At 72.7% G+C, this 25479-nt stretch carries 28 protein-coding genes and 1 pseudogene; 17 read left to right on the top strand and 12 right to left on the bottom strand.

What is annotated here, in order from left to right; all coding sequences use genetic code 11:
* Positions 1-13 precede the first annotated feature (13 nt).
* Complete coding sequence (locus PV341_RS22585; RefSeq protein ID WP_500358856.1) at positions 14-967, bottom strand: YihY/virulence factor BrkB family protein; 954 nt, start codon at positions 965-967, stop codon at positions 14-16.
* A 42-nt stretch (positions 968-1009) separates the two neighbouring features.
* On the bottom strand, positions 1010-2713 hold the full coding sequence (locus PV341_RS22580; protein WP_500358854.1) for a bifunctional phosphatase PAP2/diacylglycerol kinase family protein: 1704 nt from the start codon (positions 2711-2713) through the stop codon (positions 1010-1012).
* Positions 2714-3148: 435 nt separating this feature from the next.
* Here PV341_RS22580 and PV341_RS22575 point away from each other — a divergent pair, with 435 nt between their 5' ends.
* Positions 3149-3898 (top strand): hypothetical protein, encoded by a 750-nt coding sequence (locus tag PV341_RS22575; protein ID WP_500358853.1) that lies wholly within the window; start codon positions 3149-3151, stop codon positions 3896-3898.
* A 37-nt stretch (positions 3899-3935) separates the two neighbouring features.
* On the opposite strand, the gene PV341_RS22570 is transcribed toward PV341_RS22575, so the two are convergent.
* The gene (locus PV341_RS22570; RefSeq protein ID WP_500358851.1) at positions 3936-4787 is read right to left on the bottom strand and encodes an NmrA/HSCARG family protein; all 852 of its coding nucleotides are present in this window, start codon (positions 4785-4787) and stop codon (positions 3936-3938) included.
* Positions 4788-5107: 320 nt separating this feature from the next.
* Here PV341_RS22570 and PV341_RS22565 point away from each other — a divergent pair, with 320 nt between their 5' ends.
* The gene (locus tag PV341_RS22565) at positions 5108-5854 is read left to right on the top strand and encodes a phosphotransferase family protein (RefSeq protein ID WP_500327049.1); all 747 of its coding nucleotides are present in this window, start codon (positions 5108-5110) and stop codon (positions 5852-5854) included.
* Between the two features lie 89 nt (positions 5855-5943).
* Here PV341_RS22565 and PV341_RS22560 read toward each other — a convergent pair whose 3' ends face one another.
* The gene (locus tag PV341_RS22560; RefSeq protein ID WP_500358861.1) at positions 5944-6066 is read right to left on the bottom strand and encodes a hypothetical protein; all 123 of its coding nucleotides are present in this window, start codon (positions 6064-6066) and stop codon (positions 5944-5946) included.
* Between PV341_RS22560 and PV341_RS22555 the strand changes: the two are divergent.
* Positions 6037-6260 (top strand): annotated as a pseudogene (locus PV341_RS22555) (cytochrome bc1 complex cytochrome b subunit); the annotation flags it as partial. The gene PV341_RS22560 and the pseudogene PV341_RS22555 overlap by 30 nt on opposite strands.
* 185 nt (positions 6261-6445) lie before the next feature.
* Here the strand turns inward: PV341_RS22555 and PV341_RS22550 are convergent.
* The 3 genes from PV341_RS22550 to PV341_RS22540 all read right to left on the bottom strand — a co-directional run bounded on the left by PV341_RS22550 (position 6446) and on the right by PV341_RS22540 (position 8785).
* Positions 6446-7363 carry a DUF6891 domain-containing protein gene (locus tag PV341_RS22550; protein WP_500327048.1) on the bottom strand — a complete coding sequence of 306 codons (918 nt, stop codon included), beginning with the start codon at positions 7361-7363 and terminating at the stop codon, positions 6446-6448.
* A 108-nt stretch (positions 7364-7471) separates the two neighbouring features.
* Positions 7472-8338, bottom strand: a complete 867-nt coding sequence (gene sigJ, locus PV341_RS22545; RefSeq protein WP_500358850.1) for an RNA polymerase sigma factor SigJ — start codon at positions 8336-8338, stop codon at positions 7472-7474.
* Positions 8339-8518: 180 nt separating this feature from the next.
* Positions 8519-8785 (bottom strand): WhiB family transcriptional regulator, encoded by a 267-nt coding sequence (locus PV341_RS22540; RefSeq protein WP_500358860.1) that lies wholly within the window; start codon positions 8783-8785, stop codon positions 8519-8521.
* A gap of 183 nt (positions 8786-8968) precedes the next feature.
* On the opposite strand from PV341_RS22540, the gene PV341_RS22535 reads away from it, so the two are divergent.
* The 3 genes from PV341_RS22535 (at position 8969) to PV341_RS22525 (ending at position 12917) form a co-directional block, all read left to right on the top strand.
* Complete coding sequence (locus tag PV341_RS22535) at positions 8969-9460, top strand: ATP-binding protein (protein WP_500358849.1); 492 nt, start codon at positions 8969-8971, stop codon at positions 9458-9460.
* Positions 9461-9862: 402 nt separating this feature from the next.
* Positions 9863-11344 carry an aldehyde dehydrogenase family protein gene (locus PV341_RS22530; protein WP_500327044.1) on the top strand — a complete coding sequence of 494 codons (1482 nt, stop codon included), beginning with the start codon at positions 9863-9865 and terminating at the stop codon, positions 11342-11344.
* A 55-nt stretch (positions 11345-11399) separates the two neighbouring features.
* On the top strand, positions 11400-12917 hold the full coding sequence (locus tag PV341_RS22525; RefSeq protein ID WP_500327043.1) for a GMC family oxidoreductase: 1518 nt from the start codon (positions 11400-11402) through the stop codon (positions 12915-12917).
* Positions 12918-12956: 39 nt separating this feature from the next.
* On the opposite strand, the gene PV341_RS22520 is transcribed toward PV341_RS22525, so the two are convergent.
* A complete protein-coding gene (locus PV341_RS22520) occupies positions 12957-13589 on the bottom strand; it encodes a DUF6193 family natural product biosynthesis protein (RefSeq protein ID WP_500327042.1) in 633 nt (210 codons plus the stop codon).
* Between the two features lie 150 nt (positions 13590-13739).
* Positions 13740-15392 (bottom strand): alpha-keto acid decarboxylase family protein, encoded by a 1653-nt coding sequence (locus tag PV341_RS22515; protein WP_500358847.1) that lies wholly within the window; start codon positions 15390-15392, stop codon positions 13740-13742.
* Positions 15393-15730: 338 nt separating this feature from the next.
* Between PV341_RS22515 and PV341_RS22510 the strand changes: the two genes are divergently transcribed.
* The 3 genes from PV341_RS22510 (at position 15731) to PV341_RS22500 (ending at position 16527) form a co-directional block, all read left to right on the top strand.
* Entirely contained in the window at positions 15731-15886 is a 156-nt protein-coding gene (locus PV341_RS22510; RefSeq protein WP_500358845.1) for a hypothetical protein, read from the top strand.
* A gap of 63 nt (positions 15887-15949) precedes the next feature.
* Positions 15950-16255, top strand: a complete 306-nt coding sequence (locus PV341_RS22505) for a hypothetical protein (protein ID WP_500358844.1) — start codon at positions 15950-15952, stop codon at positions 16253-16255.
* 53 nt (positions 16256-16308) lie between these two features.
* Positions 16309-16527 (top strand): hypothetical protein, encoded by a 219-nt coding sequence (locus tag PV341_RS22500; protein WP_500327038.1) that lies wholly within the window; start codon positions 16309-16311, stop codon positions 16525-16527.
* 266 nt (positions 16528-16793) lie between these two features.
* Here the strand turns inward: PV341_RS22500 and PV341_RS22495 are convergent, their stop codons facing one another.
* On the bottom strand, positions 16794-17366 hold the full coding sequence (locus PV341_RS22495) for an SMI1/KNR4 family protein (protein ID WP_500358842.1): 573 nt from the start codon (positions 17364-17366) through the stop codon (positions 16794-16796).
* 194 nt (positions 17367-17560) lie between these two features.
* Between PV341_RS22495 and PV341_RS22490 the strand changes: the two genes are divergently transcribed.
* Entirely contained in the window at positions 17561-18718 is a 1158-nt protein-coding gene (locus PV341_RS22490) for a glycosyltransferase (RefSeq protein WP_500358841.1), read from the top strand.
* 70 nt (positions 18719-18788) lie between these two features.
* On the opposite strand, the gene PV341_RS22485 is transcribed toward PV341_RS22490, so the two are convergent.
* Positions 18789-19343 carry a DoxX family protein gene (locus PV341_RS22485; RefSeq protein ID WP_500327031.1) on the bottom strand — a complete coding sequence of 185 codons (555 nt, stop codon included), beginning with the start codon at positions 19341-19343 and terminating at the stop codon, positions 18789-18791.
* A 198-nt stretch (positions 19344-19541) separates the two neighbouring features.
* Between PV341_RS22485 and PV341_RS22480 the strand changes: the two genes are divergently transcribed.
* From PV341_RS22480 to PV341_RS22455, 6 genes are all read left to right on the top strand, one after another.
* Positions 19542-20066: a P-loop nucleotide/nucleoside kinase family protein gene (locus PV341_RS22480; RefSeq protein WP_500327029.1), complete on the top strand. Its 525-nt coding sequence runs from the start codon at positions 19542-19544 to the stop codon at positions 20064-20066.
* Between the two features lie 106 nt (positions 20067-20172).
* Complete coding sequence (locus PV341_RS22475; RefSeq protein ID WP_500327027.1) at positions 20173-20952, top strand: alpha/beta hydrolase; 780 nt, start codon at positions 20173-20175, stop codon at positions 20950-20952.
* A 176-nt stretch (positions 20953-21128) separates the two neighbouring features.
* Positions 21129-22262, top strand: a complete 1134-nt coding sequence (locus PV341_RS22470) for a PP2C family protein-serine/threonine phosphatase (RefSeq protein ID WP_500327026.1) — start codon at positions 21129-21131, stop codon at positions 22260-22262.
* A gap of 67 nt (positions 22263-22329) precedes the next feature.
* Entirely contained in the window at positions 22330-22623 is a 294-nt protein-coding gene (locus PV341_RS22465) for an ArsR/SmtB family transcription factor (RefSeq protein WP_499510253.1), read from the top strand.
* A complete protein-coding gene (locus PV341_RS22460; protein WP_500327022.1) occupies positions 22620-23018 on the top strand; it encodes a VOC family protein in 399 nt (132 codons plus the stop codon). The genes PV341_RS22465 and PV341_RS22460 overlap by 4 nt, the downstream gene beginning before the upstream one ends.
* A 324-nt stretch (positions 23019-23342) precedes the next feature.
* Positions 23343-23717 carry a hypothetical protein gene (locus tag PV341_RS22455; protein ID WP_500327020.1) on the top strand — a complete coding sequence of 125 codons (375 nt, stop codon included), beginning with the start codon at positions 23343-23345 and terminating at the stop codon, positions 23715-23717.
* A 178-nt stretch (positions 23718-23895) separates the two neighbouring features.
* Here the strand turns inward: PV341_RS22455 and PV341_RS22450 are convergent, their stop codons facing one another.
* Positions 23896-24441, bottom strand: a complete 546-nt coding sequence (locus tag PV341_RS22450; protein WP_500327018.1) for a hypothetical protein — start codon at positions 24439-24441, stop codon at positions 23896-23898.
* Positions 24442-24868: 427 nt separating this feature from the next.
* Here PV341_RS22450 and PV341_RS22445 point away from each other — a divergent pair, with 427 nt between their 5' ends.
* The gene (locus tag PV341_RS22445; RefSeq protein WP_500358840.1) at positions 24869-25450 is read left to right on the top strand and encodes a helix-turn-helix domain-containing protein; all 582 of its coding nucleotides are present in this window, start codon (positions 24869-24871) and stop codon (positions 25448-25450) included.
* Positions 25451-25479 lie beyond the last annotated feature (29 nt).

Here is a 25479-nt window from a genome sequence, read left to right as displayed (position 1 = left end):
CGCCGGTCGGGTGTCACACGCCCGGGTCGTCGGCGGCGGGTTGCCGGACCCCGGCGCGCACCGCCTCCAGTTGCGCGGCGAACGCCAGGCCGAGGAAGAGCGCGACCGAGGTGAGATAGGACCACAGCAGCAGCGCGACGAAGGCGCTGAGCGGCCCGTACATGCTCGTGAAGGATCCGCTCGCCCCGACGTACAGGCTCAGGGCCCAGGTCGACGCGCTCCACAGCACCAGGTACACCGTCGCGCCGAAGGCGAGCCATGTGTAGCCGGGCTGGGCACGGCGGGGTGAACGGCGGAAGATCGCGCTGGTGGCGAGCACCGCGAGGAGTATCCCGAGCGGCCAGCGCAGGAGGTCCCAGGCGTGCGTGGTGGCGGCGTCCAGGTGGTAAACCTGCGCCAGGGCCCGCGTCAGATGGCCTCCCAGGACGGTGAGGACGAAGCTGAGGCCCAGCGGCATGCCCGCCAGCACGGCCATCACCAGGCCGCGGCTGTACTTGTACAGGAACGGGCGGTCGCGCTCCACGCCGTAGATGCGGTTGGCGCCGCGTTCGACCTGGCACAGGCCGGTGGTGACGTTGACGACGGAGAACAGCAGCCCCAGCCACAGGGCCGCCTGCCCGCCGCCGTCGCCCTGCCGGTGGCTCTGCCGCAGGGCGTCGTCGATCACCTCCTGGCTGGGTCCGCTGGCGATCCGGCGGACGGTCAGTTCGGCGACGCGGCCGATGTCGTCGGTGTGCAGGACGCTCGACAGGCCGATCACGGCGATGGCGAAGGGGACGATCGACAGGACCGTCTGCAGGGCCAGCGCGCGGGAGTGGCTGAAGCCGTCGGCGTAGCGGAACCGCACGAAGGAGTCGCGCAGCAGGCTCCAGCCGCCGTACCGGCGCAGCGCGGCCCAGGCCTCGTCGCCGGACAGCTCGTCGCCCTGGACGTCGCGTCGTTGCGGGACGCGGGTGGCGGTGCCCATCGTTCTCCTGACCGGTACGGCCGCGGGGTGGCGGCGGGGGTCTCAGCCGCCGGGGGTGACGGCTCGGTCGTCGTGCCGCGGGGCACGCTCGGTGGCGGGTGCAGTAGTGGGGGCGGGGAGGCGGACGGCGAGCGCCCCCGGCTGGACCTCGGCGGTGAGCCGGGTGCCGTCGGCGACGACGTCCCCGTCGAGTTCCCGTGCCTGGGACGGGGCGAAGCCGATGTCGATCCGCCGGGCCTGGAAGTACTCCAGCGCCCCGCGGGCCACGGGCGCGCCGGTCGCGGTGCCGCCGCCGCGGCGCCCCGGGCGGTGCGGCAACATGCGTACCGCCAGGTGCCCCGCGGCGGCCGCCCATCCGGTCAGGCCACGGGGGTTGAGCAGCACGAGGTCCAGGCATCCGCTGTCGGGGCGTGCCCGGGGCAGCAGCGGCAGGCCGCCCTGGAGGACGCCGACGTTGCCGATGAGGACCATCCGCGCCCTGCGCGGCAGTTCCGGGCCGCCGTCCAGACGGATCGCCAGGTGCATGCGCGGGTCGGTGAGATGGCCGACCCCAGACAGGACGTAGGCGCTCCAGCCCAGGCGCGCCTTGAGCCGGACGGAGGCGTCACGGACCATGGCGGCGTCGAAGCCGGCGCCCGCCATGACGGTGAAGCAGGTCGTGGGCAGCCCGTCGCCGTGCACCCGCCCCACGTCGATGCGGGTGGTCCGCCCGGTCAGTGCCTGCTCCAGGGCCACGGCCGGGTCCATGGGCAGGTGGAGGTTGCGGGCCAGCAGGTTGCCGGTGCCGCAGGGCACGATGGCCATGGCGGTGTCCGTGCCCAGCAAGGGCCCGGCGCAGGCGCGTACGGTGCCGTCACCGCCGCACACGACGACCAGCGTGGTGCCGGGTACCGCGGCCAGTGCCGCGAGTTCCCCGCCGGGGCGCTCCGCCGTGGTGAGGGTCCACCGCTGGTCGGTGTAGCCGTGGCGGTCCAGGACGGCACGCACCTCGTCGGCCAGTTCGCCGGGGCAGGCATGCGGGTGCCGGACGACGACGGCCCGGCGTCCGCCGCCACCACGGGAGCGGGGGCCGGGCGTCCGGCCCTGCCGTCCGCCGGCCGGCGGCAGGGCGCGGGTCATCACGAACAGGGTGCAGGCGCCGTTGAGGAGACCTCCGATGACGTCACTGGGGTGGTGCATGCCCGCGTACAGCCGCGACTCCGCCACCGCGGCCGGGACGCACAGCAGCAGGACGACCGACGGAAGCCGCCACGGACGGCGCGGCCCGCGCGCCGCGAGCACGGCCAGGCCCCCGTACAGGGCGAGTGCGGCCCCCGCGTGCCCGGAGGGGAAGCTCGAGGTCGGCGGTGCGAGCTCCAGGTGCGGGACGTCCGGGCGGGGCCGTTCCACGCACATGGTGACGAGGACGAAGACCGCCGACTGCGCCGCCACCGCGCCGGCCAGGAAGTACGCCTCGGCCCGCCGCGCGGTGCGCGGCAGTACGAGCAGCGCCACCGCGCACAGCAGCGTCACGGCGATCACGCCCTGGGTACCCGCGACCAGTGACAGCCCCTGCGCCACGGTGACGCCCGCGCCGGTACGGTGCGCGGACAGGGACCGGACGACGCCGTCCTCCCCCGACAGCGGCCACCGGTCCGCCAGGGGGCCGGTCACCAGCGCTCCGAGCGCCACCAGCAGCCCCCACTGCGCGGGCAGCAGCAGCAACCACCGCAGCCGTGGCGGGACTGCGCCGCCAGCGATCCTCATGGCTGCCGTCTTACCCGTCTGGCCCAGGTGACGCGTGACCGACGACATCGAGGGCCCGGATCAGGGCACTTCCGAAGCCGGGCCGCGGACGAGCCGATCACCCATCAGCGCCCGGCGCACCTCCCGTACCACGTCATCATCGCCATGGCGGCCGTCGTGCCGCTGGTCGCACTGCTGTTGATCCGGGTCCGCAGGAGCGACCTGGAGAGCCTCAGCGGCAAGGCGGCGGCCGGGGGCCGGGGGCTGTAGCGGAAGGACGCTATCGCCCGGGACCGGCCGTACGGGGCGGCCCCGGGCGATCGGCCGGAGGACGACTGGGATGCGCCCCGGCGTGTTCCGGACTGGACGACGGAGCTGGACACGTCCAGCGCGTACGGATAGGGAAGGACCCACGTCGCGTCAGCGGCGGGAACGAGGGAAGGCGGAGAAGAGGCCGTGCCGCGCGGGGACGAGGTTCACGAGGCAACTTGCGGTCCGTGGCCGCTGTCGACTCGCGCCCTGGCCCGTGAGGCCGGGCAGGCACGGCGGCTCCTTGCGGCCGGGGAGTGGCGGCCCGCCCCCGCGGACTCCGCAGCGGCCGCGGCGGTCCTGGACCGTCTTGCGGCGCCGCTCCCGGCCCGGCGGCAGGCGACCGCCCGGACCCGCGCCACGGACCGGGACCGGCGGCTCCAACGGGTCCTGCGCACCGCCCTCCACCACCTCGACGCAGGCGCCGTCAGCCCGCGCGCGGCCGCTCTCCTCGCCGCCGTCGCCCGGGCCTTCCTGCCGTGGTACGCCACCCCGAACCCACCAGTGGCAGCGGCCGCGCCCGGATACGGGTCCCCTGCGGGGACGGCAGGCGTACGGACCCGGCCGGCGACCGACGCGGGCGAGGCACTGCTCCCCGAACTGACCGAACTGTTCGCCGCGCTGGCCTCGGCGGGCCCGCCCGGGACCGCCCCGCACACACCACCGGTCCGGCCCTGGCAGGTCCGGTACGCGGGCCGCTTCCGGCGTCACGGCAGACCCGCCGCCGGGGTGTGGACGGCCGAGACCGTCGGCTGCCCGGCGTGCGGAGGCCGGGACGGCCCGTGGACGGTGACCTGCGACTGGCGCCTGATCCGGCTGGGCTGCCCGTGCGGGGTGACGACCCACGAGCACGGTCTCGCCCTCTCCGAAGTCTGGCTCCTCCTACCGGACGTGTGACCGGCTGGGGCGTCGTGGCCTGGCCGTGCGCCCGGGCTCAGTGGGCGGGGGCGAAGGCGGCCTGCGCCCATTCGGCGAAGCCGGTCCAGGCGATCTCCGGATGTGCCGCGTGGAGCGCGGGGACGTCGACGCGGTAGCCGGGGCCGTTGAGGAAGGTCCACATCGCGTGCATGTCCGGGTTGCCGATGGCCTCCAGCGGTACGCGCTCGTGCCGGACGTCCCGCCCCAGGGCCGCGCGCAGGGCGTCCGCCATCTGCGCGGGCGTGGGTGCGTCGCTGGCCAGTTCGATACGCCGCCCCAGGTAGGGCGCGGGGTTGAGCAGCACCTCGGCCGCGAACGCGCCATGGTCGGCCCGTGCGAGCTGCTGCAGCGGCCTGTCGGCGGGCAGCGGCAGGTCGAGCACGCCGCCGCGGATGCGCTCCGCGTCGCCGAGGGCGTTGTCGTAGAAGTACGTCGGCCCCAGGATCGTGTGGGGCACATCGCCGGAGGCCAGCTCGGCTTCGATGCGGGCCTTGCTGTCGAAGTGCGGTACGCCGCTCCCCTGGTCGGCACCGGCCACCGAACTGAACACCAGATGCGGTACGCGCGTCGCGCCGGCGGCGGTCAGGATGGCCCGTCCCTGGGCCACCTCGGCGTCCACGCCGGCCTCGAAGGGCGTGGTGAACGCGAAGACCCCCGCCACCCCGTCCATCGCCGCGGCAAGGGAAGCGCCGTCGTTCAGGGAGCCCGCCACCACGGTGACGCCTCGATCGGCCAGCCGCCGCGCGGCCTCCCGCGCGGGATCCCGCACCATCGCCCGCACCCTGGCCCCGCGGTCCAGCAACGCGTCGGTCACGGCCCTGCCCTGTCCGCCGGTTGCGGCAAGCACCAGGATCGGCTCATCAACCATCGGGAAACTCCTTCTTCATGGCCGCAGGGCATGAACGCCAATGCGCAGTATCCGGCCACGGCGCATGCACATGCGCGGCAACACGGACACATCGGGCCCCTCCGCGGGGTGAACTTCACGCCGGGACGTGTGCGAACAACGGGCGCCCGGCATGGCCTTTCCACGGCCGTTCTCCGTGGTCACGAACTTCCTTCGTCCCCATGACCCATCACCTGGTGCATGTGTGACACCCCGGATCGGTGTCGGGACGCCGCCGGCCGCGTCATCGCACGCGACAAACCCGGCGACGTCGGCGATCACCCCCGGGATACTGGTCGCCCATGGATGAGGTGGAAGTCGTCGTCGCCCATTCCGAGCGCGCGACCCTGCGCGTCGGCGACGTGTTCCTGAAGGTGGACGCCGATCAGGCGCGCATCGACGTCGAGGTCGAGGCGATGTCCCTCGCGCCGGTCCCGACCCCGGAGGTCCTGTGGCGCAAGCCGCCCGTGCTCGCGATCGCCGCAGTCCCGGGGACGACGCTTGGGCGCCTCGGCGGGCCGTCGACCGGGCCACCGGCGGCGTGGGCCGCGGCGGGCGCCGCCATCCGGAAGCTGCACGACGCGCCGCTGCCGCCCCGGCCCGGCGGGGCGGGCCGGAGCCTCGTCGCACTGGCGGCGGAACTCGACGGCGAGTGCGAGCTGCTCGTGACGAACGGCCTCCTGCCCGCTGACCTGGTCACCCGCAACCGCCGGGTCGCCGAGGCCGCGCTCCGGCCGTGGACTCCGGCGTTCACGCACGGCGACCTGCAGATCGCGCACGTCTTCCTCGAAGGCGACGAGGTCACGGGCATCATCGACTGGTCCGAGGCGGGTCAGGGTGACGCCTTGTACGACCTCGCCACCTTCACGCTCGGACACGAGGAGCACCTCGACGACGTCGTCGCGGGCTACGGCACCGACGTCGACCTCGACGTGATCCACGCGTGGTGGTCGTTGCGAAGCCTGCTGGTGGTTCGCTGGCTGATCGAGCACGGCTTCGACCCGTTCGCGCCGGGCTGCGAGGTCGACGTGCTGAGATCCCGGATGTGAGGCTGCGCGGGCCCGGCTGTTCGCTGACCACTTGGAACTGACACGCCGCCATTCCCGGAGGTCCGGAAACCTCCTTCCACCAGGAGTCGTCATCCGCCGTCCCTGTTGCGCCACGCGTGCAGCTTGTCCGGGTGCATCATGAGCCAGATCCGGCCGATGCGGCCCTCCTCGGTGAGGTCGATACCGACGACCGCCGCCGTCACGCCGTCCACCCGGCCGACGAGGTGCGCACGGGGCTCGGCGTCGCTGGCTGAGCCTCTACTTCTGCCTGCTGGCGGGCGGCGGCAACGACCTGTTCGCGACCCGCTTCCACCTCTCCATCAACGCGGTCACCTGGGCCGTCCGCGTCGCGGTGTTCGTCGTCCCGGTGGTCTCCCTCGTCGTCACCAAACGCATCTGCCTGGGACCCGCCGCGAACGCCTGCGGCTGCGCCTGTCGCACGCCTTCTACGGGCCCGCGTCACAGGTGGCCAAGCCCACCGAGGAGGAGATGCGGCACGGCATCGAGCACTGACCGGCGAAGCCGGGGGATATCGGGCGGCTGTCACCCTCGGCTCACACCTGATGTGGGTGTGATCCTTGACGCCGGTCCCTAACCGACCAGGCGGCGGCGCCAGTCCAGGGGCGTGACGGTGATGGCCCGGTCGGGGTCACGGTCCCACACGGCGTGAAGGCCGGCCGCTTCGAGGGCGGCCACGACCTCGTGGCCGATGGCTGCAGTGGTCTCGGGCGAGCCGTCGAAACCCCCGTAGAGGAGCATCAGCCCGTGGCCGGCCGCGGCGGAGTCCGTGCACTGGGTGTGGAAGTAGACGAAGCCGCGGGCGTCCGGCCTGCCTTCGTCGCCGATCTCGGACTGGCCGCAGGTGCGGCAGCAGGTGAAGTTCTCACGGGCGGTGATGCCGGCCTCCTGCAGGGCGGCGAACGCGCGGGTGAGTCGCTCAGGGTCGGTCTCGCCCTGCCATGCGGTCTGCTCCGCGACCCGCTCCAGCCACAACCGGTCGGCCAGCGCCTCCGCCTGCTCGCGCGAGACGGGCCGACGGTCCTTGGTGACCAGGTACTCCTCGGCAAGCTCGGCCAGTTCGGCGCGGGAAGCGTAGCCGCCGACCAGCACCTCGCGGACGCGCTCCTCCAACTCCACGCGCTCGTTTTCGTCGAGGTCGAGCGGCGGTACTTCGGGGACGGGGCCCATGTCCAGGAGCGACCAGCCCAGACCACCGTCCCAGCCGGCCTCCTGGCGGGCCCAGCCGGTCATCGCCGCGACCACGGCTTCGGGCCCGTCGGCCATCGCCTGGAAGTGCCGGTCGGCGGCACCGTCCCGGTGCTCCAGCGTGTAGTCACCACCGGCCTCGTGCCAGACCTGGGCGAAGACGTCAGGCAGGTCGGGTATCCGCTGGACCACCAGGAACCGGTCACCGTCACCACCGATGTGCCGGACCAGCCCAGCCAGCTCCTCGGCGGACACACGGACGTGCCGCTCCCGGTTCTCCGTCTTCACCACGATCTCGAGCATGCGCAGACTCTGACACACCCCTCTGACACACCCCTCTGACCGCAGACCTCCCGAGAGCCGACCAGCCCTGATCCCGGGTGGGCGTTGACCGAGGTGTGACGACAGGCCCTAGACCCAGGCGGCCAGCTTGTCCGGGTTCAGCGTGATCCACACGTCGGTGATCCGCGATCCGGCAACGTGCAGGGTGACGACGGCGACCACCGCTCCGTCCACCCGGCAGACCAGTGCAGGGCGGTGACCGGCGTTCTCCAGGGTCATGAGGGCCGTGGCCAGACGGCCCTCCTTACGGGACGCGCCGATGAGGTAGCGGGCGGTCCTGTCCGCTCCGTGGATGGGCTTGAGAGCGGCACGGACCCGTCCTCCGCTGTCCGCCCGCGTGGTGACCTGCGGGTCCAGCAGGGCGATCAGGCGGTCGAGTTCGCCGGTCTGGCACGCCCGCTTGAACTCGCGGACCAGCCGCCGGTACTCCTGCTGATCCGCCTCGTGCCTGCGCGCGGAGGTGATGCCGCTGCGGCCCGCCACGGCCAGCGCGCGGCAACTCTCTGCGCTGCGGCCGACGATGGCGGCGATCTCGACGAAGGACACCTTGAAGACGTCGTGCAGGACGAAGCTCACGCGTTGCGCCGGCGTGAGGGCCTCGAGCAGGACGAGCATCCCCATGGTGACGGAGTCGTCCAGGGCGACCCGGTCAGCGGGGTCGTCCATGTGCGCGGACGTCCGTACGCTGCTCCACGCCGAGCTGTCCGGCAGCGGTTCGGGCAGCCACTCGCCCGTGTACCTCTCCCTGCGGACGCGGGCGGAGCCGAGGTGGTCCAGGCAGATCCGGCCGGCCACGCGGACCAGCCAGGCCGTGGGGGACCTGATGCCGGCGCGGGCCGAGGGGGACATCGCGTACCAGCGGGCGTAGGTCTCCTGGACGGCGTCCTCGGCGTCGTGCGTCGATCCGAGCATCCTGAAGGCCAACGCCATCAGCATGGGCCGGTCCTTCAGCGCCGGGTTCGGAAGGGTGCCCGGTCGCCCCGCGGCCTTGCCCCGCATGAGCAAAGTTCCTCTGGCCGAGGAGACCCCTGTGCGGCGGCGCAGGGGTCTCCATGAGTGTCGTGCTTCCCTCGTGCAGGCGGTGACGGAAACCGGCGAGCCGTCGCGTGGGGCGGCTCAGGCGGCGGTTCCGCTCGCCCCTCTGAGTCGCTCACGGGTGGCGCAGTGCCGCATCGCACGCCGTTCGCTCTCCGTGGTGCCGCCCCAGATGCCTTCCATGGGGCCGGTTTCCACCGCCCACTCCAGGCACCGGGCGATGACGGGGCACCGCCGGCACACTGCCTTGGCCTCGTCGATCTGCGCCATGCCCAGGCCGCTGCCGCTGATCGGGAAGAAGAGTTCCGGATCCTCCCCGCTGCAGGCGGCGGCGTCGCGCCAGTTCATGGAAGCCTCCTCATAGGTGGTCATGTCAGCCCACCGTTCGCGGCCGTTCCGCGGCCCAGGGCCCGGCCCCGACCGGACGGTAAGTGCCATGTCTGGATGCTATGGACGAGCGCGCCGTGACGTCCAAGACGGATATCGGAAGGCGTCGATAGACACAGCCTATGGTCGCGATCCGCACATCCCGTGAAGGCGTGCGCCTCCACAGAGGTACGACGACACAGGCCGCCGGAATGTGACGTACGGGCCCCCGGGCGCCGCGGCCGTCGTCAGCCGTGCCCGGGCGCTCGTCACCCGCCAACTGGCCCGCTGGGGCTGGACGACCTGGCCGAGTCCACGGAGCCGATCGTCAGCGAGCTGGTCACCAACGCCGTCGTCCACGGCGGCGGAGGCTGCGACAACGACCGGACGATCGGGCTGCGCCTGATCCGGCACGCAGTCCTGACCTGCGAGGTCTCGGACTCCAGCCACAGTCACCCGCTGCTGCACCGCCCCACCGCCACCGACGAACACGGCCGCGGGCTCTTCCTCGTCGCGCAGTTGTCCCGCGCCTGGGGGCCCGCCACCTTCCGGAAGGCAAGCTCGTCTGGGTCGACCAGCAACTGCCGCCGGGGGCGGGTTCTTCGCCGTGATCAAGGGCGCGACGTCATCCGCGTCCGATTTATACATAAATGTTAGCACCTATTGCACCTTGCGGCTTATCAGCGCTACGCTGCACGGACATCCTTCAATAGCACCGGCCGGGGGACTCCGGACGCTGCGGAGGCCACCGCCTCCGACGCCCCACCGGCACGTGAGGCGTCCTCGGAGCCCGCCGCGCATGCGCCGAGGCCGGTGGCGGGCGGTCGCCAACTCCCGCTCCGCGAGCCGGAGCACGACACACGCCCCACGCCACCGGAAACCCTCGGCGACACCGCCGACGTGCACGACGCCACCCCGTGCGTCGCTGACGGGCCCCGCATCCAGCAGGCCCGTCCGATCGGCATCACCCTTCGCTCTGGCACCACCGGTCCCAGCGCCACCTCCACGCGCCGTGCTGCGCACGAAGCACCGCGCCTCCGCACAGCAGGAGAACCACCCGTGACCCTCACCGGCGAGAACACCGTGCAGCAACTGCTGATCGACGGCGTCTGGCAACAGGCCGCCAGCACGCACACCTTCACCGCACGCGACCCGTTCACCGGCGACATCGCCTCCCAGGCCGCAGCCGCCCTCTCGGCGGACGTCCTGCGGGCGGCCGATGCCGCCGACCGTGCCTTCCCCGCCTGGGCGGCGCTGCCGCCCAACGAACGCCGCCGCATCCTGTGGGCGGCCGCCGAGGCACTCGAAGCGCGAGCCGAGGAGATCTCCGAGGCGATCACCGTCGAGATGGGCGGCCCCGCCCCATGGGGCCACTACAACACCTCGGCCCTCGCCGAGAAGTTCCGCTACGCCGCGAGCGCGGTCCACGACGGCCTCACCGGCGAGCTCATCCCGTCCGAGACACCCGGCCGCACCTCCATCGCGATCCGCAAACCGGTCGGCGTGGTCGCCTGCATCATCCCGTGGAACGCCCCGGCGCTGCTCGTCGGCAACTCGGTCCCGTACGCGCTGGCCGTGGGCAACACCGTCGTGATGAAGGCGTCCGAGCAGACCCCGCGCACCCACGGCCTGGTCGCCGAGTGCCTCACCGAGGCCGGGCTGCCCCATGGGGTGTACAACCTCGTCACCAACGCGCCCGAGGACGGCCCCGAGGTGGTCGACGCGCTGATCGCCCACCCGGCCGTACGGCGGGTGCACTTCACCGGTTCGAGCCGGGTGGGCCGGATCATCGCGCAGCGGGCCGCCGCGCACATGAAGCAGGCGATCCTCGAACTCGGCGGCAAGGCGCCCGTCCTGGTCCTCGCCGACGCCGACCTCGACCGGGCGATCAGCGCCACGGCCTTCGGCGCCTTCGCCAACTCGGGCCAGGCGTGCCTGTCCACGGAACGCATCCTGGTCGACCGCAGGATCGCCGAGGAGTTCACCCGGCGCCTGGCCGCCGTCGCCGCCACCGTCACCTGCGGTGACCCGCGCGACCCGCACACCGCGCTCGGCCCGGTCGTCGGACCGGACAGCATCGATCGGCTGTCCGACCTGGTCCTGGACGCGGTCACGGCCGGCGCACGGCTCCTGGCCGGCGGGACCTCGGACGGTCCGTGCTTCGCGCCCACCGTACTGGCCGACGTCACCCCGGACATGCGCGTCTACCGCGAGGAGTCCTTCGGCCCCGTCGTCGGCGTCATCTCCGTCGACGGACCCGAGGAGGCCCTGCGCGTGGCCAACGACAACGACTACGGGCTCACCTCGGCCGTCTTCACCCGGGACATCCCCCTCGCCCTCGACCTCGCCAAGCGCATCAACGCCGGCATGTGCCACATCAACGGCAGCACGCTCGACGACGAGGCGCAGATGCCCTTCGGCGGCGTCAAGAACAGCGGCTACGGCAAGTCCGGCGGGCGCGCCGGCCTGGAGGAGTTCACCGAACTCCAGTGGATCACCATCGAAGGCTCGCGGCCGCCGCGCTACCCCATCGCCGAATGACCTGCCCCTCTGGGCACGGCACACGATCGACTCACGAGGAACGGACGGGACATCGATGACCGACAGCTACGACTACGTCGTCGTCGGCGGCGGGACGGCCGGCTGCGTGATCGCGGCACGGCTGTCCGAGCCCGAGGGCGTACGCGTCCTGCTGCTGGAGGCGGGCACGGCGCAGACCTCGGCCGACATGACCTCGCCCCCGGCCTGGCCGGCCCTGCTGCGGACGTCGGCGAACTGGGGGGACACCACCGTCCGGCAGCGGGCGAGCGGCACCACCGTCCCCCTCGCCCGCGGGCGCACGCTCGGCGGCGGATCCGCCATCAACGCGATGAACTTCCTCCGCGGCCACCGCTCCAGCTACGACGCCTGGGCGGAAGCCGGCCTGGAGGGCTGGGGGTTCGACGGGCTGCTGCCCTACTTCAAGCGCAGCGAGAACCTCTCCGGACGGGATCCGGCCCTGCGCGGGGTCGGCGGCCCCCTGACCGTCGGGCTCCCCGAGTCCCCGAACCCGGTCGTGGCGGCCATGCTCGAGGCGGCGGCCGAGACCGGTCACCGGCGCGCGACCGACATCGGCGGCGGAGCGGAGGAGGGATTCGGCTGGTCCGACCTGAACGTCGTCGACGGCAGGCGGCAGAGCGCCGCCGACGCCTACCTGGCCCCCGTCCTGCACCGTCCCGACCTGACCGTGGTGACCGGTACCCAGGTGCTCCGGCTGCACATCGGCGGCGGGCGGTGCAGCGGGGTGGAGTACGGCGCCAGGGACGGCACCGTATCGCTCGTGCGGTGCTCGGGCGAGGTGGTCCTCACCGCGGGCGCCATCGGATCGGCGCAACTGCTGATGCTCTCCGGAGTCGGCCCCGAGGGGCACCTGCGCCGTACCGGCATCGACGTCGTGGTGGACCTCCCGGCCGTCGGGGAGAACCTGCACGACCACCCGATCGCCAACCTCATCTACCGGGCGGCCCGTCCGGTCCCGGAGGGCGCCAACAACCACGGCGAGGCGTACGGCCTGGTGCGCAGCGGGCCCGGGCTCGACGGCCCGGACCTCCAGGTGCTCTTCGTCGACGCGGCGGGTCACATCCCCGTCCCCGACGCGCCCGCCGCGGGGCAGGGTTACACCATCTCCGTCTCCTCGATACGGCCCCACAGCCGCGGGAGCGTCCGCCTCGCGAGCGCCGACCCGGACGTCCTGCCGCTCGTCGACCCCGACTACTACGGCGACGAGCGGGACCTGGCCGCCGTGGTCCGGGGGCTTCACCTGGCGCGGGAGATCGGTCAGGCGGACGCGCTCGCCGAGTGGCGCGGGCACGAGGTCCTGCCGGGGCCCCAGGTCACGGACGACGCCGGCCTGCGGGACCACGCGCTCAGGACCCTGTGCTCGTACATGCACCCCGTCGGCACCTGCCGGATGGGCCACGACGACGGCTCCGTCGTCGACCCCGCCCTGCGTGTGCGCGGCGTCGACGGCCTGCGGGTCGCCGACGCCTCCGTCATCCCCTCGATCCCCTCCGCGAACACCAACGCCACCGTCTATGCGATCGCGGAACGCGCCGCCGAGCTGCTGCGGTCCTGAGCGGTGGTCCGGATAGGTCCTGACGGCGCCGGCGGGTGGCTACCGGGGCGCCCCGGACGTGACGGGGCCGAGTCCGCTCGGCAGATGCCGGACGGCGACCGCCACCGCCTCCCGCGCGGTGGCGGTCTCGGTGAGGACGTCCCGGTCGGCGAAGGCTCCGCGGACCGTGAACCGGTCGACGTCATCGGCGCGCAGGCACGGCCCGGTGACGGTCAGGTCCGGGCGGGTGGTGGTCGAGAAGTACAGCACCCACCTGTCCCGGAAGGGGTACAGACCCCTCAGAGCCGGTTCGGCGTACGCCCTTTCGACCAGCGCCCGGTAGCCGGGCACGGCCACTTCCCCCGCCTCCTTGCGCAGGCCCTGCCACTCGGACTCGGCCAGCCGGACGGGATCGCCGTCGGGCACCTCGAACCGGCCGGTCATGAGCACGAAGGGCGCGACCCGGCGGATGTCGCTCAATGACCCGCCCTCGTGCCACGCCCGCGCGGCCCTCGCGAGTTGCCCCAACTCCGCGGCGCGTCCCCAGATCAGCGGTACGCCCTGCGACGCCTCTCCGCCACGGATCCACCACTCCCGCGCGAACTCCGACGCGTTGATCCGCAGGGCACCCCGGTGCGGCAACCTGCTCTCGACGGCGGCGTGGGTCAACGCGTCCGCGGACGGGGCGGTCACGGGGAGGGAGAAACCTTCCTCCTCCGCCACGGCTCGCAGTGCCTGGGCGAGACCGCCCCGACTCGCGATGTCGGGAAAGAGATGGGCTGGATCACGTTGCTGGGCCACGACTTCTGATTCTGCCGCAGCCGCCCGCCGGTTGACGGCCGGTCAGCCGGCGTAGAGGCTCTCGATGTTGTCGTGGAGCTGGTTGGCCAGCGGCGGAGCGGTGTAGGTGTCGGTCATGACCTCGATGTAGCAGCCGGTGCCGGCCTTCGCCGCCGCGTCCATGGCCTGGTCGAGCTCGGCGAGGGTCGAGACGCGGGCGGTGAACCAGTCCTCGCAGCCCAGGGCCTTCGGCAGTTCGGCGTAGCGCCAGTTGGCGAGGTCGTTGTAGGCGATGTCCGGGTGCTTGCACAGCAGACGCTCGATCAGGTAGCCGTGGTTGTTCAGCACGAACACCACCGGGCGCAGCCCGTACCGCCCGAACTGGCTGATCTCCTGCGCCGTGAGCTGGTGCGAGCCCTCGCCGGTGATGAGGACGACGCGCCGGCCGTCCTGGGCCGCGACGGCCGCGCCGACGGCGGCGGGCGTGGCCCAGCCGATCGAGCCCCACAGGGTCTGGTTGTGGAAGGTGGCACCGCTGGGCAGCTGGGCGAACGCCAGGCCCATGGAGACCGTTCCGGTCTCGGCGACCAGGATGTCGTCCGGCTTGAGGAAGTCCTCCCAGCGGGGGTAGAGGTTCTCGGCGGTGATGGAGTCGCCGCCGCTGCCTCCTGCCGGGGCCATGCGGGTCACCCGGGCCTCGAGGTGCGGCCACTGCTTGCGCGGCAGCTTCTCGGTGAGCGCGACGAGCAGGTCCTTCATCTCCACGCTCTGGTAGGTCATGCCGTCGACGCTCACGTGGTGGTGGCGGATGTCGATCGTGCGACCGGGGTCGAGGTCGGCGGTGAACGCGCCGCTGTTGAAGTCGTGCATCAGCGCACCGACCAGCACGACGACGTCGCTGCCCTCGACGAAGCGGCGGACGCCCTCGTTCATGAGCTTGCCGTCGTACATGCCGCAGTAGCCGGACTGTTCCTCGTTCAGGACGCCCTTGTCGGCCATCATCGTGGCGAAGGGCATCCCGGTGGCGTCCAGGAACCGCTGCAGTTCCGGTCCGAGGCCGGAACGGGCGGCGAGCACCCCGGGCAGGGCACAGGCGCTCTCGGCCCGGCCGAGCATGTCGGCGACGGCCCGCACGGCGGCGTCCAGTTGCGCGGGATCGCTGGCGGGTGCGGGGATCGGCTGGGCCGATCCGACCACGGGCATCTCCGCCAGGTCGGCGGGGAACGCCATGTAGACCGGGCGGCGGTGGTAGGCCGCCGCCGCGATGAGCCGCTCGGTCTCGGACGCGACGTTCTGCGGCGTCATGATCGCGCTCGCGCACACCACGGCATCGGACATCTTCAGGAAGAGGTCGAACTCACCGTTGCCCAGGGTGTGGTGGACGACCGAGTGGTGCGCCTGCACGGGCATCTTGGGCATGCCGACCAGGTGGAACACGGGCAGGTGGTCGGTGTACGCACCGGCGATGGCGTTGATCGCGCTGAGTTCGCCGACCCCGTAGGTGGTGCTCACCGCGCCCACACCGTGCACGCGGGCGTAGCCGTCGGCGCTGTACCCCGCGTTGAGCTCGTTGCAGCTGCCGATCCACTGGATGTCCGGGTGCTGGGAGATGGCGTCGTTGACGGGGAAGGCGTAGTCGCCCGGGACGCCGAAGACATGACGCACGCCGATGTCCCGCAGCCGGTTCAGGACGTGCTGGATGACGGTGGTGGACATGGGGAGGTTCCTTTCCTGGTGACGGCACCACCGCCCCAGGGCGCCGGTCTCCGGTGGAGTCGGTGCCGGCCTCGCCGGGCGGCGCGGAGTGCGGCGGGCACCACGGGAACGGCCACCGCCAGTGCCACAGGTGAAGCGAGCGGGGCTTTTCGCCCCCGCAACATGCTGTCCGCATCCCCCACAGCCCGCAACCGGAGCCATCCGGGGCACGAGCTGCGCGAACGGATCGCAGGGGCCCGGTCGAACACGCGGTCCGGCCTGCGGATCGGCCGATACCCTCGACCCCATGGCCGACACCACCCCGTTCCGGCGCCGGCTCGCCGTCACCGTCTCGTCCTATGGCGGCGCTGTCCCTCGCCGGATGGGGCCTGGCCCACCTCCTCGGAGGTCCTGAGGACCTGATCGACTCCGCCACGACGGTGGGCACGCTGATGCCGGCCGTGGCGACCGTGGAGAAGACCCGCCAGTTGCGGCAACGCCTCCGCACGAGGTAGCACCGCACCCCTGCCCCGTGCAGCGCGCAGCCGCCCGAACCCGACGCCGCTCGAGGAGCCACCGTGCACGAGTTCGCAGCAGTCCTCGCGGGTGCGCCCATGTCACCCCGCGGTGAGGCCGTCTTCATGCTGCTCATGGGCCTGGGGATGACCGTGTTCGGCCTGCTCGGAATCCGGCACACCCGCTTCTGGGTGGCGTACGACGAGCAATCACAGCAGGACGCCCATGACGCCTACGGATGGGTGCCCGCACCGACCTCGGCCACACGCATGGCCTCGCGCATCAAGACGAAGATCGTCGGCTCGGTCTTCACGATCGCCGGCCCGACGCTCGCGATCATCGGGGCCCTTCGCCTCATCGAGCAGTAGGCGGATCCGGATCCGGCTCCGCCGGACGCACGCGTCGACCGTATGATCCGCGCATGATCGACGAGACGGCCCTCAGGAGATGGGGCAGGGCAATCGACTGGGCGGTACTGATCCCGTCAGGGCTCCTGCTCTTCACCGGCGTACGGGAGTACCGCGACGGCGGGTCCATCGGATGGCCCGTCGCCGGGGCGTTGCTGGTCCTGGTGAGCTGCTGGACGGTCCACCGCGGGATGTCCCGCCGACGGGGCGAGGCCGGCAGGCCGATGCCCTGACCCGCGGTCGCGGGGTCCCGCCGGGTGCCGATCATGTCGAGGAGGACCGTCGTGTCGTGGTCGGGGCTCCCTTCCTCGGCGCAGTGGGTGACCAGACGGTGACCAGGGGTGCCGTCCGGTTGCATCGGCTGGTGGCCCAGAGTGATGTCGCCGGGCCTCGACGCCGTACCGCCCCGTCGGCGCCCGCTACTGACCCGACCGCCCCGGGCAGCGGCCGACCACGACCACGGAGACACAGGACAGAACCGCGCCCCCGCGGCGTGCCCTCAGGCGGCGAGCCGCGTGGCCGCCTCCTCCCACCTGCCGGGTTCCGGGAGCTCGTCGTCGCCGTGGCCGTCCAGCCGGTACCAGCCGCCGCCGGCGAGCCAGGTCCCGAGCCAGTCGGCCAGGCTCCGCTCGTCGACGAGCCAGCCGTCCGACCAGTCACCGGTGTCGGCGTTCGGCTCGAAGATCAGGACGGTGCCGCTCGCGCTCCGGCAGTCCACCGCGCCGTACATGCCGCAGCCCCAGTCGAGGATCGGCAGTACGCCCTCGGGCCAGTGCGGGGAGGCCGCGGCCTGTGACTCCGCCCGCCGGGCCTGGTACGCGGCCACCGCGCTGCACCCCTGCCCGACCAGCGGGAACAGCTCGTACCCGGGCCCGAAGCCGCCGTTGGCCACCTCCGTGTAGAGGCGGGCGAGCAACGGCGGTATCGCGAAGCCCAGAAGGGCTTCGGCCTCCGCCACCTGCGCGGCCCGGGCGGGCGCGGGCAAGGTCCCGGTGGTGGCCCCGGCCTTCGCCGCCGCGCGCACCACCAGGTCGTCGGCCAGGTCATCGGCCGGGTCGTCGGCTTCGATCATGTGCCGATCATGACGGGCCCGTCTGACAAGCGGTGTCCACGAGCGACCCGGGGGCCCCTGCTTGCTTCGGCAAGTAGCCCCCATATACTTGTGCCGACAATCATTTCCGGGTCCTGGGCAGCACGCCGGCCCGGGGAGTCGCACCGCGACGACGGTCCGCCCACCGCGGCCACGCAGGTGGCACAAGCACACAGGTGATCTCGATACCCATGCGCATCCTCATGTTCAACACCCCCCTGACCGGCCACTTCCTGCCCCTGCTGCCGCTCGCCCGGGCGTTGCGCGCGCAAGGGCACACGGTTGCCTTCGTCTCCGCCGCCGCCATGGCCGGCCCGGTCGAGGTGCAGGGTTTTGAGCTGATCCCCGCCGGTCCGGCCGTCGACGTGGCGATCGCCGAAGTGTCCCGCCGCAGCGGTGTCGACATGGCGTCCAATCCTTCGCCGGCGCTGGTCGCCGAGTTCTTCGCCGGGGTACGCGTCGACCTCTCCGTGGACGAGGCCCTCGCGGAGGCGCGCACGTGGGAGCCGGACCTGGTCGTGTCGGAGCACTGCGACTTCGTGGGGCCGCTGGTCGCCGCCGTGCTCAAGGTGCCGTCCGCGGTGATGGGCATCGACCCGGCGCTCGAGCCCGAGGTCCTGGACGCCCTGGCCGCGACGGCGCGGTCCCGTTACCTCGACCGCGGTCTGCAGGCCCCGGCCCACGCGCCGTCCGGCCGCTGGCTGGTGGACCTCTGCCCGCCCGGCCTGCAGCGCGGCGGGGCTCTGCCGCCCCTCGAACGGATGGCGCTGCGGCCGGAGCCCCACCAGGGCCCCGAGGGCACGCCGCGCGCGGCCAGGGTCCCCGGTACCGGCCGGCCCCGGGTGCTCGTCAGCCTCAGCACCGTCTCCGGCAGGGCCTCCGCACTCGGTCCGCTGCTCCGGTCGCTGAGCGTCCTGGACGTCGACCTCGTCGCCACGACGGGAGGCGCCCCGGTCGACGACCTCGGGCTGGAGCCGGGCAGGGTCGAGCTGGTGTCCTTCGTGCCGGCCGCGGAGTTGCTGGACGGCGTGTCGGTCGTCGTGCACCACGGCGGTTCCGGCAACACGTTCGGGGCGGCGGCGCGCGGGATCCCGGCCGTCGTCGTCCCGGGAGCGGCCGGACAGCAGCGTCAGGCGTTCCGGCTCCAGGCCGCGGGAGCGGGCGTGGCGATGCCGATCGGCGAGCAGGGGCCGGAAGCGGTCACCGCCGCTGTCAGCCGTGTGCTCGCCGAGCCCGCGTTCACCGCGGCGGCGGAGCGCCTGCGTGACGAGATCGCCGCGATGCCCTCGGCCTCGGAGGTCGCCGAGCGCCTCACCGCCGCCGCCGCGGCATAGCGCGCAGCGCGAGAGGGCCCGTCGGACGGCTGACGGGCCCCACGCGCGCGGACCCCGCCGCCGTCCCCGGTCACTTGCGGAACAGCAGCACGAACACGCCGAGCACCACGCCGAGGACCACCGCGGAGACGCCGTGGCCCACCCGGTGCGCGCGCACGCCCGGAAGGTGACGGTCGAACGCGAAGCGGCCGGGCCCGCCGACGGCCAGCGTGGTGGCCAGCGCGGCGATGAGCAGTTCGTACTCCACCCCCGTCGGGGCGAAGAACCCGCCACCCCACTTCACGACGACGGCGTTGACCATGACGCCCACCACCGCCGCCCCGGCGAGCGGGGTCAGCAGCCCGAGGGCGAGGCCCACGCCCCCGAGCACCTCGCTGAGCCCCGCCAGCACCGCCATCGCCTTCCCGGCCGGGTAGCCGCCGGAGGTGAAGACGCGTCCTGCGCCGTCGAGGCCCACCCCGGAGAACCAGCCGAACAGCTTCTGGGCTCCGTGGCCCGCCATCGTCAGCCCGAGCACCAGCCGCAGGAGCAGCAGCCCGGCGTCATGGACGTACGGCGGGACGCCGAACTCGGCGGTGGCGTGGGAGCCGGAGCGGGACAGTGTGCCGAGCGGGGAAGCGGACATGTCTGAGGCCCTTCGTGGGGATGTGCGGCCTGCGAGCCGGACGTCGCGACGGGCGGTCCACCGCACGGCCGATCACGGCAGCAGCGTGACGCCCTGCGGCGCCGTCCGGCAGGCGGCACGCCGGACGTTAGGTCCATGGGGGTCGCATGCCGTGCCACCGATGGCCCCACCCCGTCCCTCCCCTGGCAGGATCTCCGGGTGACCTCCTTGTTCCTGATGGTCGGCCTGCCCGGGGCCGGGAAGACCACCGTGGCCCGGCGGCTCGCCGGGGAACACGGCGCGCTGCGCCTGACGCCGGACGAGTGGATGATCCCGCTGTTCGGCGCATCCGAGGCCGACGGGAAGCGCGACGTGCTGGAAGGGCTGCTGCTGCGGCTCGCGCTGCAGGCGCTGGCGCTCGGGACCGATGTGGTCCTGGACTTCGGGTGCTGGTCGCGTGACGAGAGGTCGGCGATCCGCCGCCTGGCGGAATCCGCGGGCGGGTCCTGTCGCCTGGTGTACGTACCGGTGGACCACGAGACCCAACGGGCCCGCGTCGCCCGGCGCCAGGCCACGACACCGGAACGGACCTTCCCGATGAGCGAGGCGGACCTCCTGCAATGGCGGGCGCTGTTCGAGGAGCCCGACGCCGCCGAACTCGCCGGCGAGGACGTGGGCGACCCTCCCGCCGGGTGGCCGGGATGGCGCGAGTGGGCCGCCGGCCGGTGGCCCTCGTTCGAGTGAGGACCGCCGCCGCGGGGGCCTCGAAGCCGATCCCTACACCCCGCCGGTCCCGGTCGACTTCCGCGAGGTCACCGTTCCGGGTCCGCAGGGCGCCCCGGACGTCCGGGTGCACGTCCACAGGCCGGAGGGCCACGAAGGCAAGCTGCCCGGCCTGCTGTACGTGCACGGCGGCGGCTTCGTGATCGGGCTCGTGGACTTCTTCCACAACGAGACCACCCGCATCGCCGCCGAGGTGGGCGCGGTGGTCGTGTCGGTGGACTACCGCCTCGCACCGGAACACCCCTACCCGGCCGCCCTGGAGGACTGTTACGCCGCCCTGCGCTGGCTGGCCGGGCACGCCGACGAACTGGGCGTCGACCCCGACCGCATCGGGGTGGCCGGTGAGAGCGCCGGCGGGAACCTCGCGGCCGCGGTCGCCCTGTACGCACGCGACCACGGCGGCCCCGCCCTGAGCATGCAGTACCTCGGCGCCCCCATCCTGGACGACCGCCTCGCCACCGCCTCCATGCGGGCCTTCACCGACACCCCCGGTTTCAACCGCCGCAACGCCCAACGGAGCTGGGACCACTACCTCGGCGGCAAGGGGCTGCGCGGCGGCGACGGCGTCAGCCCGTACGCCGCCCCGGCCAGGACGGAGGACCTGGCCGGACTGCCGCCCACGTACATCGCGGCCACCGAGTTCGACCCGCTGCGCGACGAGGACCTGGCCTACGCCCACCGGCTGATCACCGCGGGCGTCCCCACCGAGATGCACCACTTCCCGGGCGCCTTCCACGGCGCGGCCCAACTGGCCCCGCGGACCGAGGTGAGCCGCCGCATGATCGCCGAGCAGCTCGACGCCCTCCGCCGCGGTCTGCGAACCGGCGAGGCCGGTGGGACGGCCTGACCGCCGGCCCACCACCGGCCCACCACCGGCCCACTGCGGGCCCCCTGCTCCAGCCGGGTGACACCCGGCACGTGGCGATGTCCGCGGTGGGCGAGCCGGGTGACGTGGAGGGCGGGGCGGACGGGCGACGGTTAGCCTGAGCTGGCCGGAAGCCCGGTCGACCTCGGGAGCAGCACGTGGCAAGGCTGGGAACGCGGAGCTGGGCGGGAACGGAGAGTCGCCTGCTGCCGGCCGTCCTGCTGCTCGTCGCCGTGGTGATCGACCTCGCCACGCCACGCACCGTCAGCGCCGCGGCCCTCTACGCGGCTGCGGTGCTGGTGGCCGCCGCTCTGCTGTCGCTGCGCGGGACGGTCCTCATCGGATTGACCGCCCTCGTCCTCGACGCGGTCATGTTCTGGGTCTTCGGCTACCGCCGGAGTGCCATCGCGTTCAGCGAGCTGTTCATGGTCGCGACGGTGACCGGGATCGCCGTCCTCCTGAACCGGCTCCTGTACCACCGCGATGCGCAGCTCCGTTCCGTACGCGACATCGCCGCCGCCGTCCAGCGCGCCGTCCTGCCGACACCACCGGAGCGGATCGGCCCGCTGCGCTTCGCCGCCCGGTACGAGGCCGCCCAGACGGACGCGCAGATCGGCGGGGACCTCTACGCCGTGGTCGACACCCCCTTCGGCGTCCGCTGCGTCATCGGCGATGTACGCGGCAAGGGGATGGAAGCGGTCAGGGCGGTCGCCGTCGGCATCGGGACCTTCTGCGAGGCGGCCCTGCAGGAGCCCAGCCTGACCGCCCTCGCGCAACGGCTGGAGCGGGCCGTCACCCTCGAGTCCCGGCAGTCGGGGACCCTGACCGAGTTCGAGGGGTTCATCACCGGCGTGCTGGCGGAGTTCCCCCGGCACGGGAACGAGGTCCGGCTGGTCAACCGCGGCCACCCGCCGCCGCTGCTCTTCCTGGGCGACACCGTGCGGTACGTCGAGCCCACCGGGCCGGGCCTGCCCCTGGGCCTCGGCGCCCTCGACGACGGCACCGACACCGTCGACCGCGTCGACACGGTGGCGTTCCCCGAAGGGGCCAGTCTGCTGCTCTACACCGACGGACTCACCGAAGCCCGCGACGCGTCGGGCACCTTCTACGACCCCGTCGCCCGATGCACGGGCCGCCGCCGCCCCGACCCCGACGCCCTCGTGGACACCCTGCTCGCCGACCACCACCGCCACACCGGCGGCCGCAGGACCGACGACACGGCGCTGCTGGCCATCACGCACACCCCGACGGAAGACGGGGCCTCCGCGGCCGACCGGATCCAGGACAGCTGAACCGCCGGACGGCGACCCCGGAACCCGGGCTTGATAGGCAAGCATCCACTTGCCTATCGTTGCGGTCATGGCAGAGGATGTGTTCAAGGCGCTGGCCGACCCCACCCGCCGACGCATCCTTGACGAGCTGGCGGAACGGGACGGCCAGACCCTGTTCGAGATCTGCGGGCGGCTGGCGATGAAGCACGGCCTGGGGCTGTCCCGCCAGGCGGTCAGCCAGCACCTGGCCGTGCTCGAATCGGCGGGGCTGGTGCTCACGCGGCGCCAGGGCCGGTACAAATACCACGACCTGAACACCGAACCCCTGGAGCACATCGTGACCCGGTGGCTCAGGCCCGACGCATCGGAGAGCACCCCATGAGGATCCACCTGTCCAGCGTCTTCGTCGACGACCAGGAGAAGGCCCTGCGCTTCTACACCGACGTGCTGGGCTTCGTGAAGAAGCACGACGTCCCGATCGGTACGGACCGGTGGCTGACCGTGGTCTCACCGGAGGAGCCCGACGGGACGCAGCTGCTGCTCGAGCCCTCCGGCCACCCCGCGGTGAAGCCGTACAAGACGGCGCTGGCCGAGGACGGCATCCCGGCGACCTCCTTCGCCGTGGACGACGTGCGCGCGGAGTTCGCCCGGCTGCGCGGGCTCGGGGTGCACTTCACGCAGGAACCGGTGCAGATGGGCCCCGTCACGACCGCCGTACTGGACGACACCTGCGGCAACCTGATCCAGATCGTGCACAGCGCGGACGCCGGGAACTGAGGCGGGGCGTGGACGGTGGTCCCGCCCCCGCGTGTCCTTGACTTCGAGGGCGGTGACCGCGGGGCCCGGGGTCACCTGGGCGGTCGCGGTCGGCTGGGACGAGCGCGCTCAGGGGCCGTCGCAGTAGCGGCGCCGCCACCGGCGCCCGCAGTCGGGGCGCGGGATCACCGTGCGCAGCCAATCCCCGCCCGGAGCCGTTGCGCTGCGCTCCCGGTACCTTGATCCGCGTGAACGCCACCCCGGATCGGACGGGCACGCTGTCGGACGATGAGCTCCCAGCAGTTCAGCAGGTCGTCTCTGGACTACCGAGCCAAGGGAGGGGCCGTGGGGATCGAACTGGAACTGCACTCTGGGCGACCAGCACGCAAGGGGACGTCCCGGGGGACCTTGCTGCGAGGGTCCTATGAGCACGGTGAAGCGCTGGCGAGGGTGCTCGGCACGCTCGGCCGGCACGACTCCGGCAAGCTCGGCTGGGTGGACCCTACGGCGACACGCTGTTCAACGAGCAGGAGGCTCACGTCGTCCGCCAGGAGGTCGCTGTTCAACGAGCAGGAGGCTCACGTCGTCCGCCAGGAGGTCGCCGTCCTGACGCAGCGGTGCACTGACGAGGAGCAGAAGGCGGCTCTGCTCGACCTCGCCGAACTTCTCGAAGCGTGTGCGGCGACGCCGGGCAGCTACTTGTGGTTCATGGGTGACTAGCCACACCTGAGCCCAGGATGGACTTCCCGGGGCGGCGTCCGGGGCGGCGAGGGAAGCCGTCCTCGCCGCCCGGGCCTACGCACCGCACGCGCCTCCTGCGCGGTGGGTACACAGGACCCCGCCGGAGTTGCACTGCCCGGCGGGGCCCCATGGTGTGCGTCAGCGGTGCCGTCAGCCGTCAGCGGGCGCTCGTGGTCTCGATGTCGACGATGTGGTCGTACCGCTCCAGCAGCACGAAGAGCTTGGTCTTCTGCGCCGTCTCCCCGCTGCCGAAGGTCAGGGTGACGATGACCTCATGGCCGTTTCCCACGGTTCCGTTGTCGGTCACCGTCCACCGGGCCGGGACGTTTTGGGCGCGCAGGACGCCGTCCGCCCCGTTCTCCTTCTCCCAGGCCGCCAGCCGCAGGGCGAAGTCGGGCGTCAGGTAGTGCTTGCGGAGGGCCGTGGCCAGCGTGACGTCCGGGTCCGTGTAGTCGCCCTTCGCGTCGATGTACGCGCCGTAGAAGTCGGCGACCCGGGTCACCGCCCGACCGGGCGTGCCGCTGACCGACTGCGGTGCTGCGGTGGACGCCTTCGCGGGGGCGTGGACGGACGCCTGTGCCGACTCGGACGACTTGGCGCTGACGCTGTGCGGGGTCCCGGCGGAGGCCTGGATGCCTGCGCCGAGTCCGAGGGCAACGGCGAGGACGCCGGCGGTGAGGGCGGTGCGAGTCTTGTTGTTCATGTCGGTTCTCCGTTTCGGGTGATCGAGTGGTCCGGCAGTGTCCGCGGGCCGGTGTCCCGGTCCGTCGCCTCCGGTACGCCGGTGGTGGCCTTGCGGGCCGTTCAGGACGAGGTGCGGTGCGGCGGCAGGTCGGCGGCTGCGAGGAGCGCGCCTGCTCGGGTGCGCTTGGGCATGGGTGTCCCCCCGTGAATGCGGTGAATGCGGTGGATGCATGAGTGCAGTGCATCGGTGCCGGACGTCGCCCGACGCCGGCTGGTCGGTCCGGCCCTGGTCGGTGCGACACGAAGAGCATCGGCGGCCACCGGAGTCCTGCGCAACGATTACCGCCCCCTTGGCGGCGGTGGAACCATCCCGGCCCATCTGACGTGCAGGGATATGAGTGCCTGGGATGCAGGATCGGCGGCCGGACGACGGGAGAACGGTGTCGATGCGCGACGATGTCGAGGAGTTCGCGGCGCTGGTGCGCCGGCTGAAGGACCGCACGAACCGGAGCTACGCCTCTCTGGCCCGCCGCCTCAACATGAACACCTCGACGTTGCACCGGTACTGCACGGGCGACGCGGTGCCTCAGGACTTCGCGCCCGTGGAACGGCTCGCGGCCTTCTGCGACGCGGGCCCGCAGGAGCGGCTCGAGCTGCACCGTCTGTGGCTGTCGGCGATGGCGGCTCGGCAGGAGGTGCGTACGGACGGTCCGGCGGAAGCGGCGGCACCGGACGGGGACGGGGTGCTCGTCGAGGAGGGCAGCTCCGCGGAGCAGCCCGGGGACGGCCCCGACCCGGACGCGCCCGCTCCCACCCCCGCTCCCCGCCCCTGGTACCGCCGCCGAGGGGTCCTGGCGTCCATCGCCGTCGCCTGCGCGCTGGTCGCCGCTTTGCGCAGCACGTCCGCCCTGTCGGGCGAGCGGTCCTCCGAGGCGGACGCCTCCCGCACCGCGGGCTCGCGGACGACCGCCCCCGGCGCTGTCTCTTATAAACATCCCCGGCCCCACGGACCCTCTTCAAACCCGTAATGCCGTCTTCGCTTTAAAAAAAAAAAAAA

The organism is Streptomyces sp. PA03-1a, from assembly GCF_033792805.1.
In the GTDB taxonomy this organism is placed as follows: Bacteria; Actinomycetota; Actinomycetes; order Streptomycetales; family Streptomycetaceae; genus Actinacidiphila.
The sequence above is the reverse complement of the archived record's forward strand: the minus strand, read 5'-3'. Positions and strand labels throughout refer to the sequence as shown.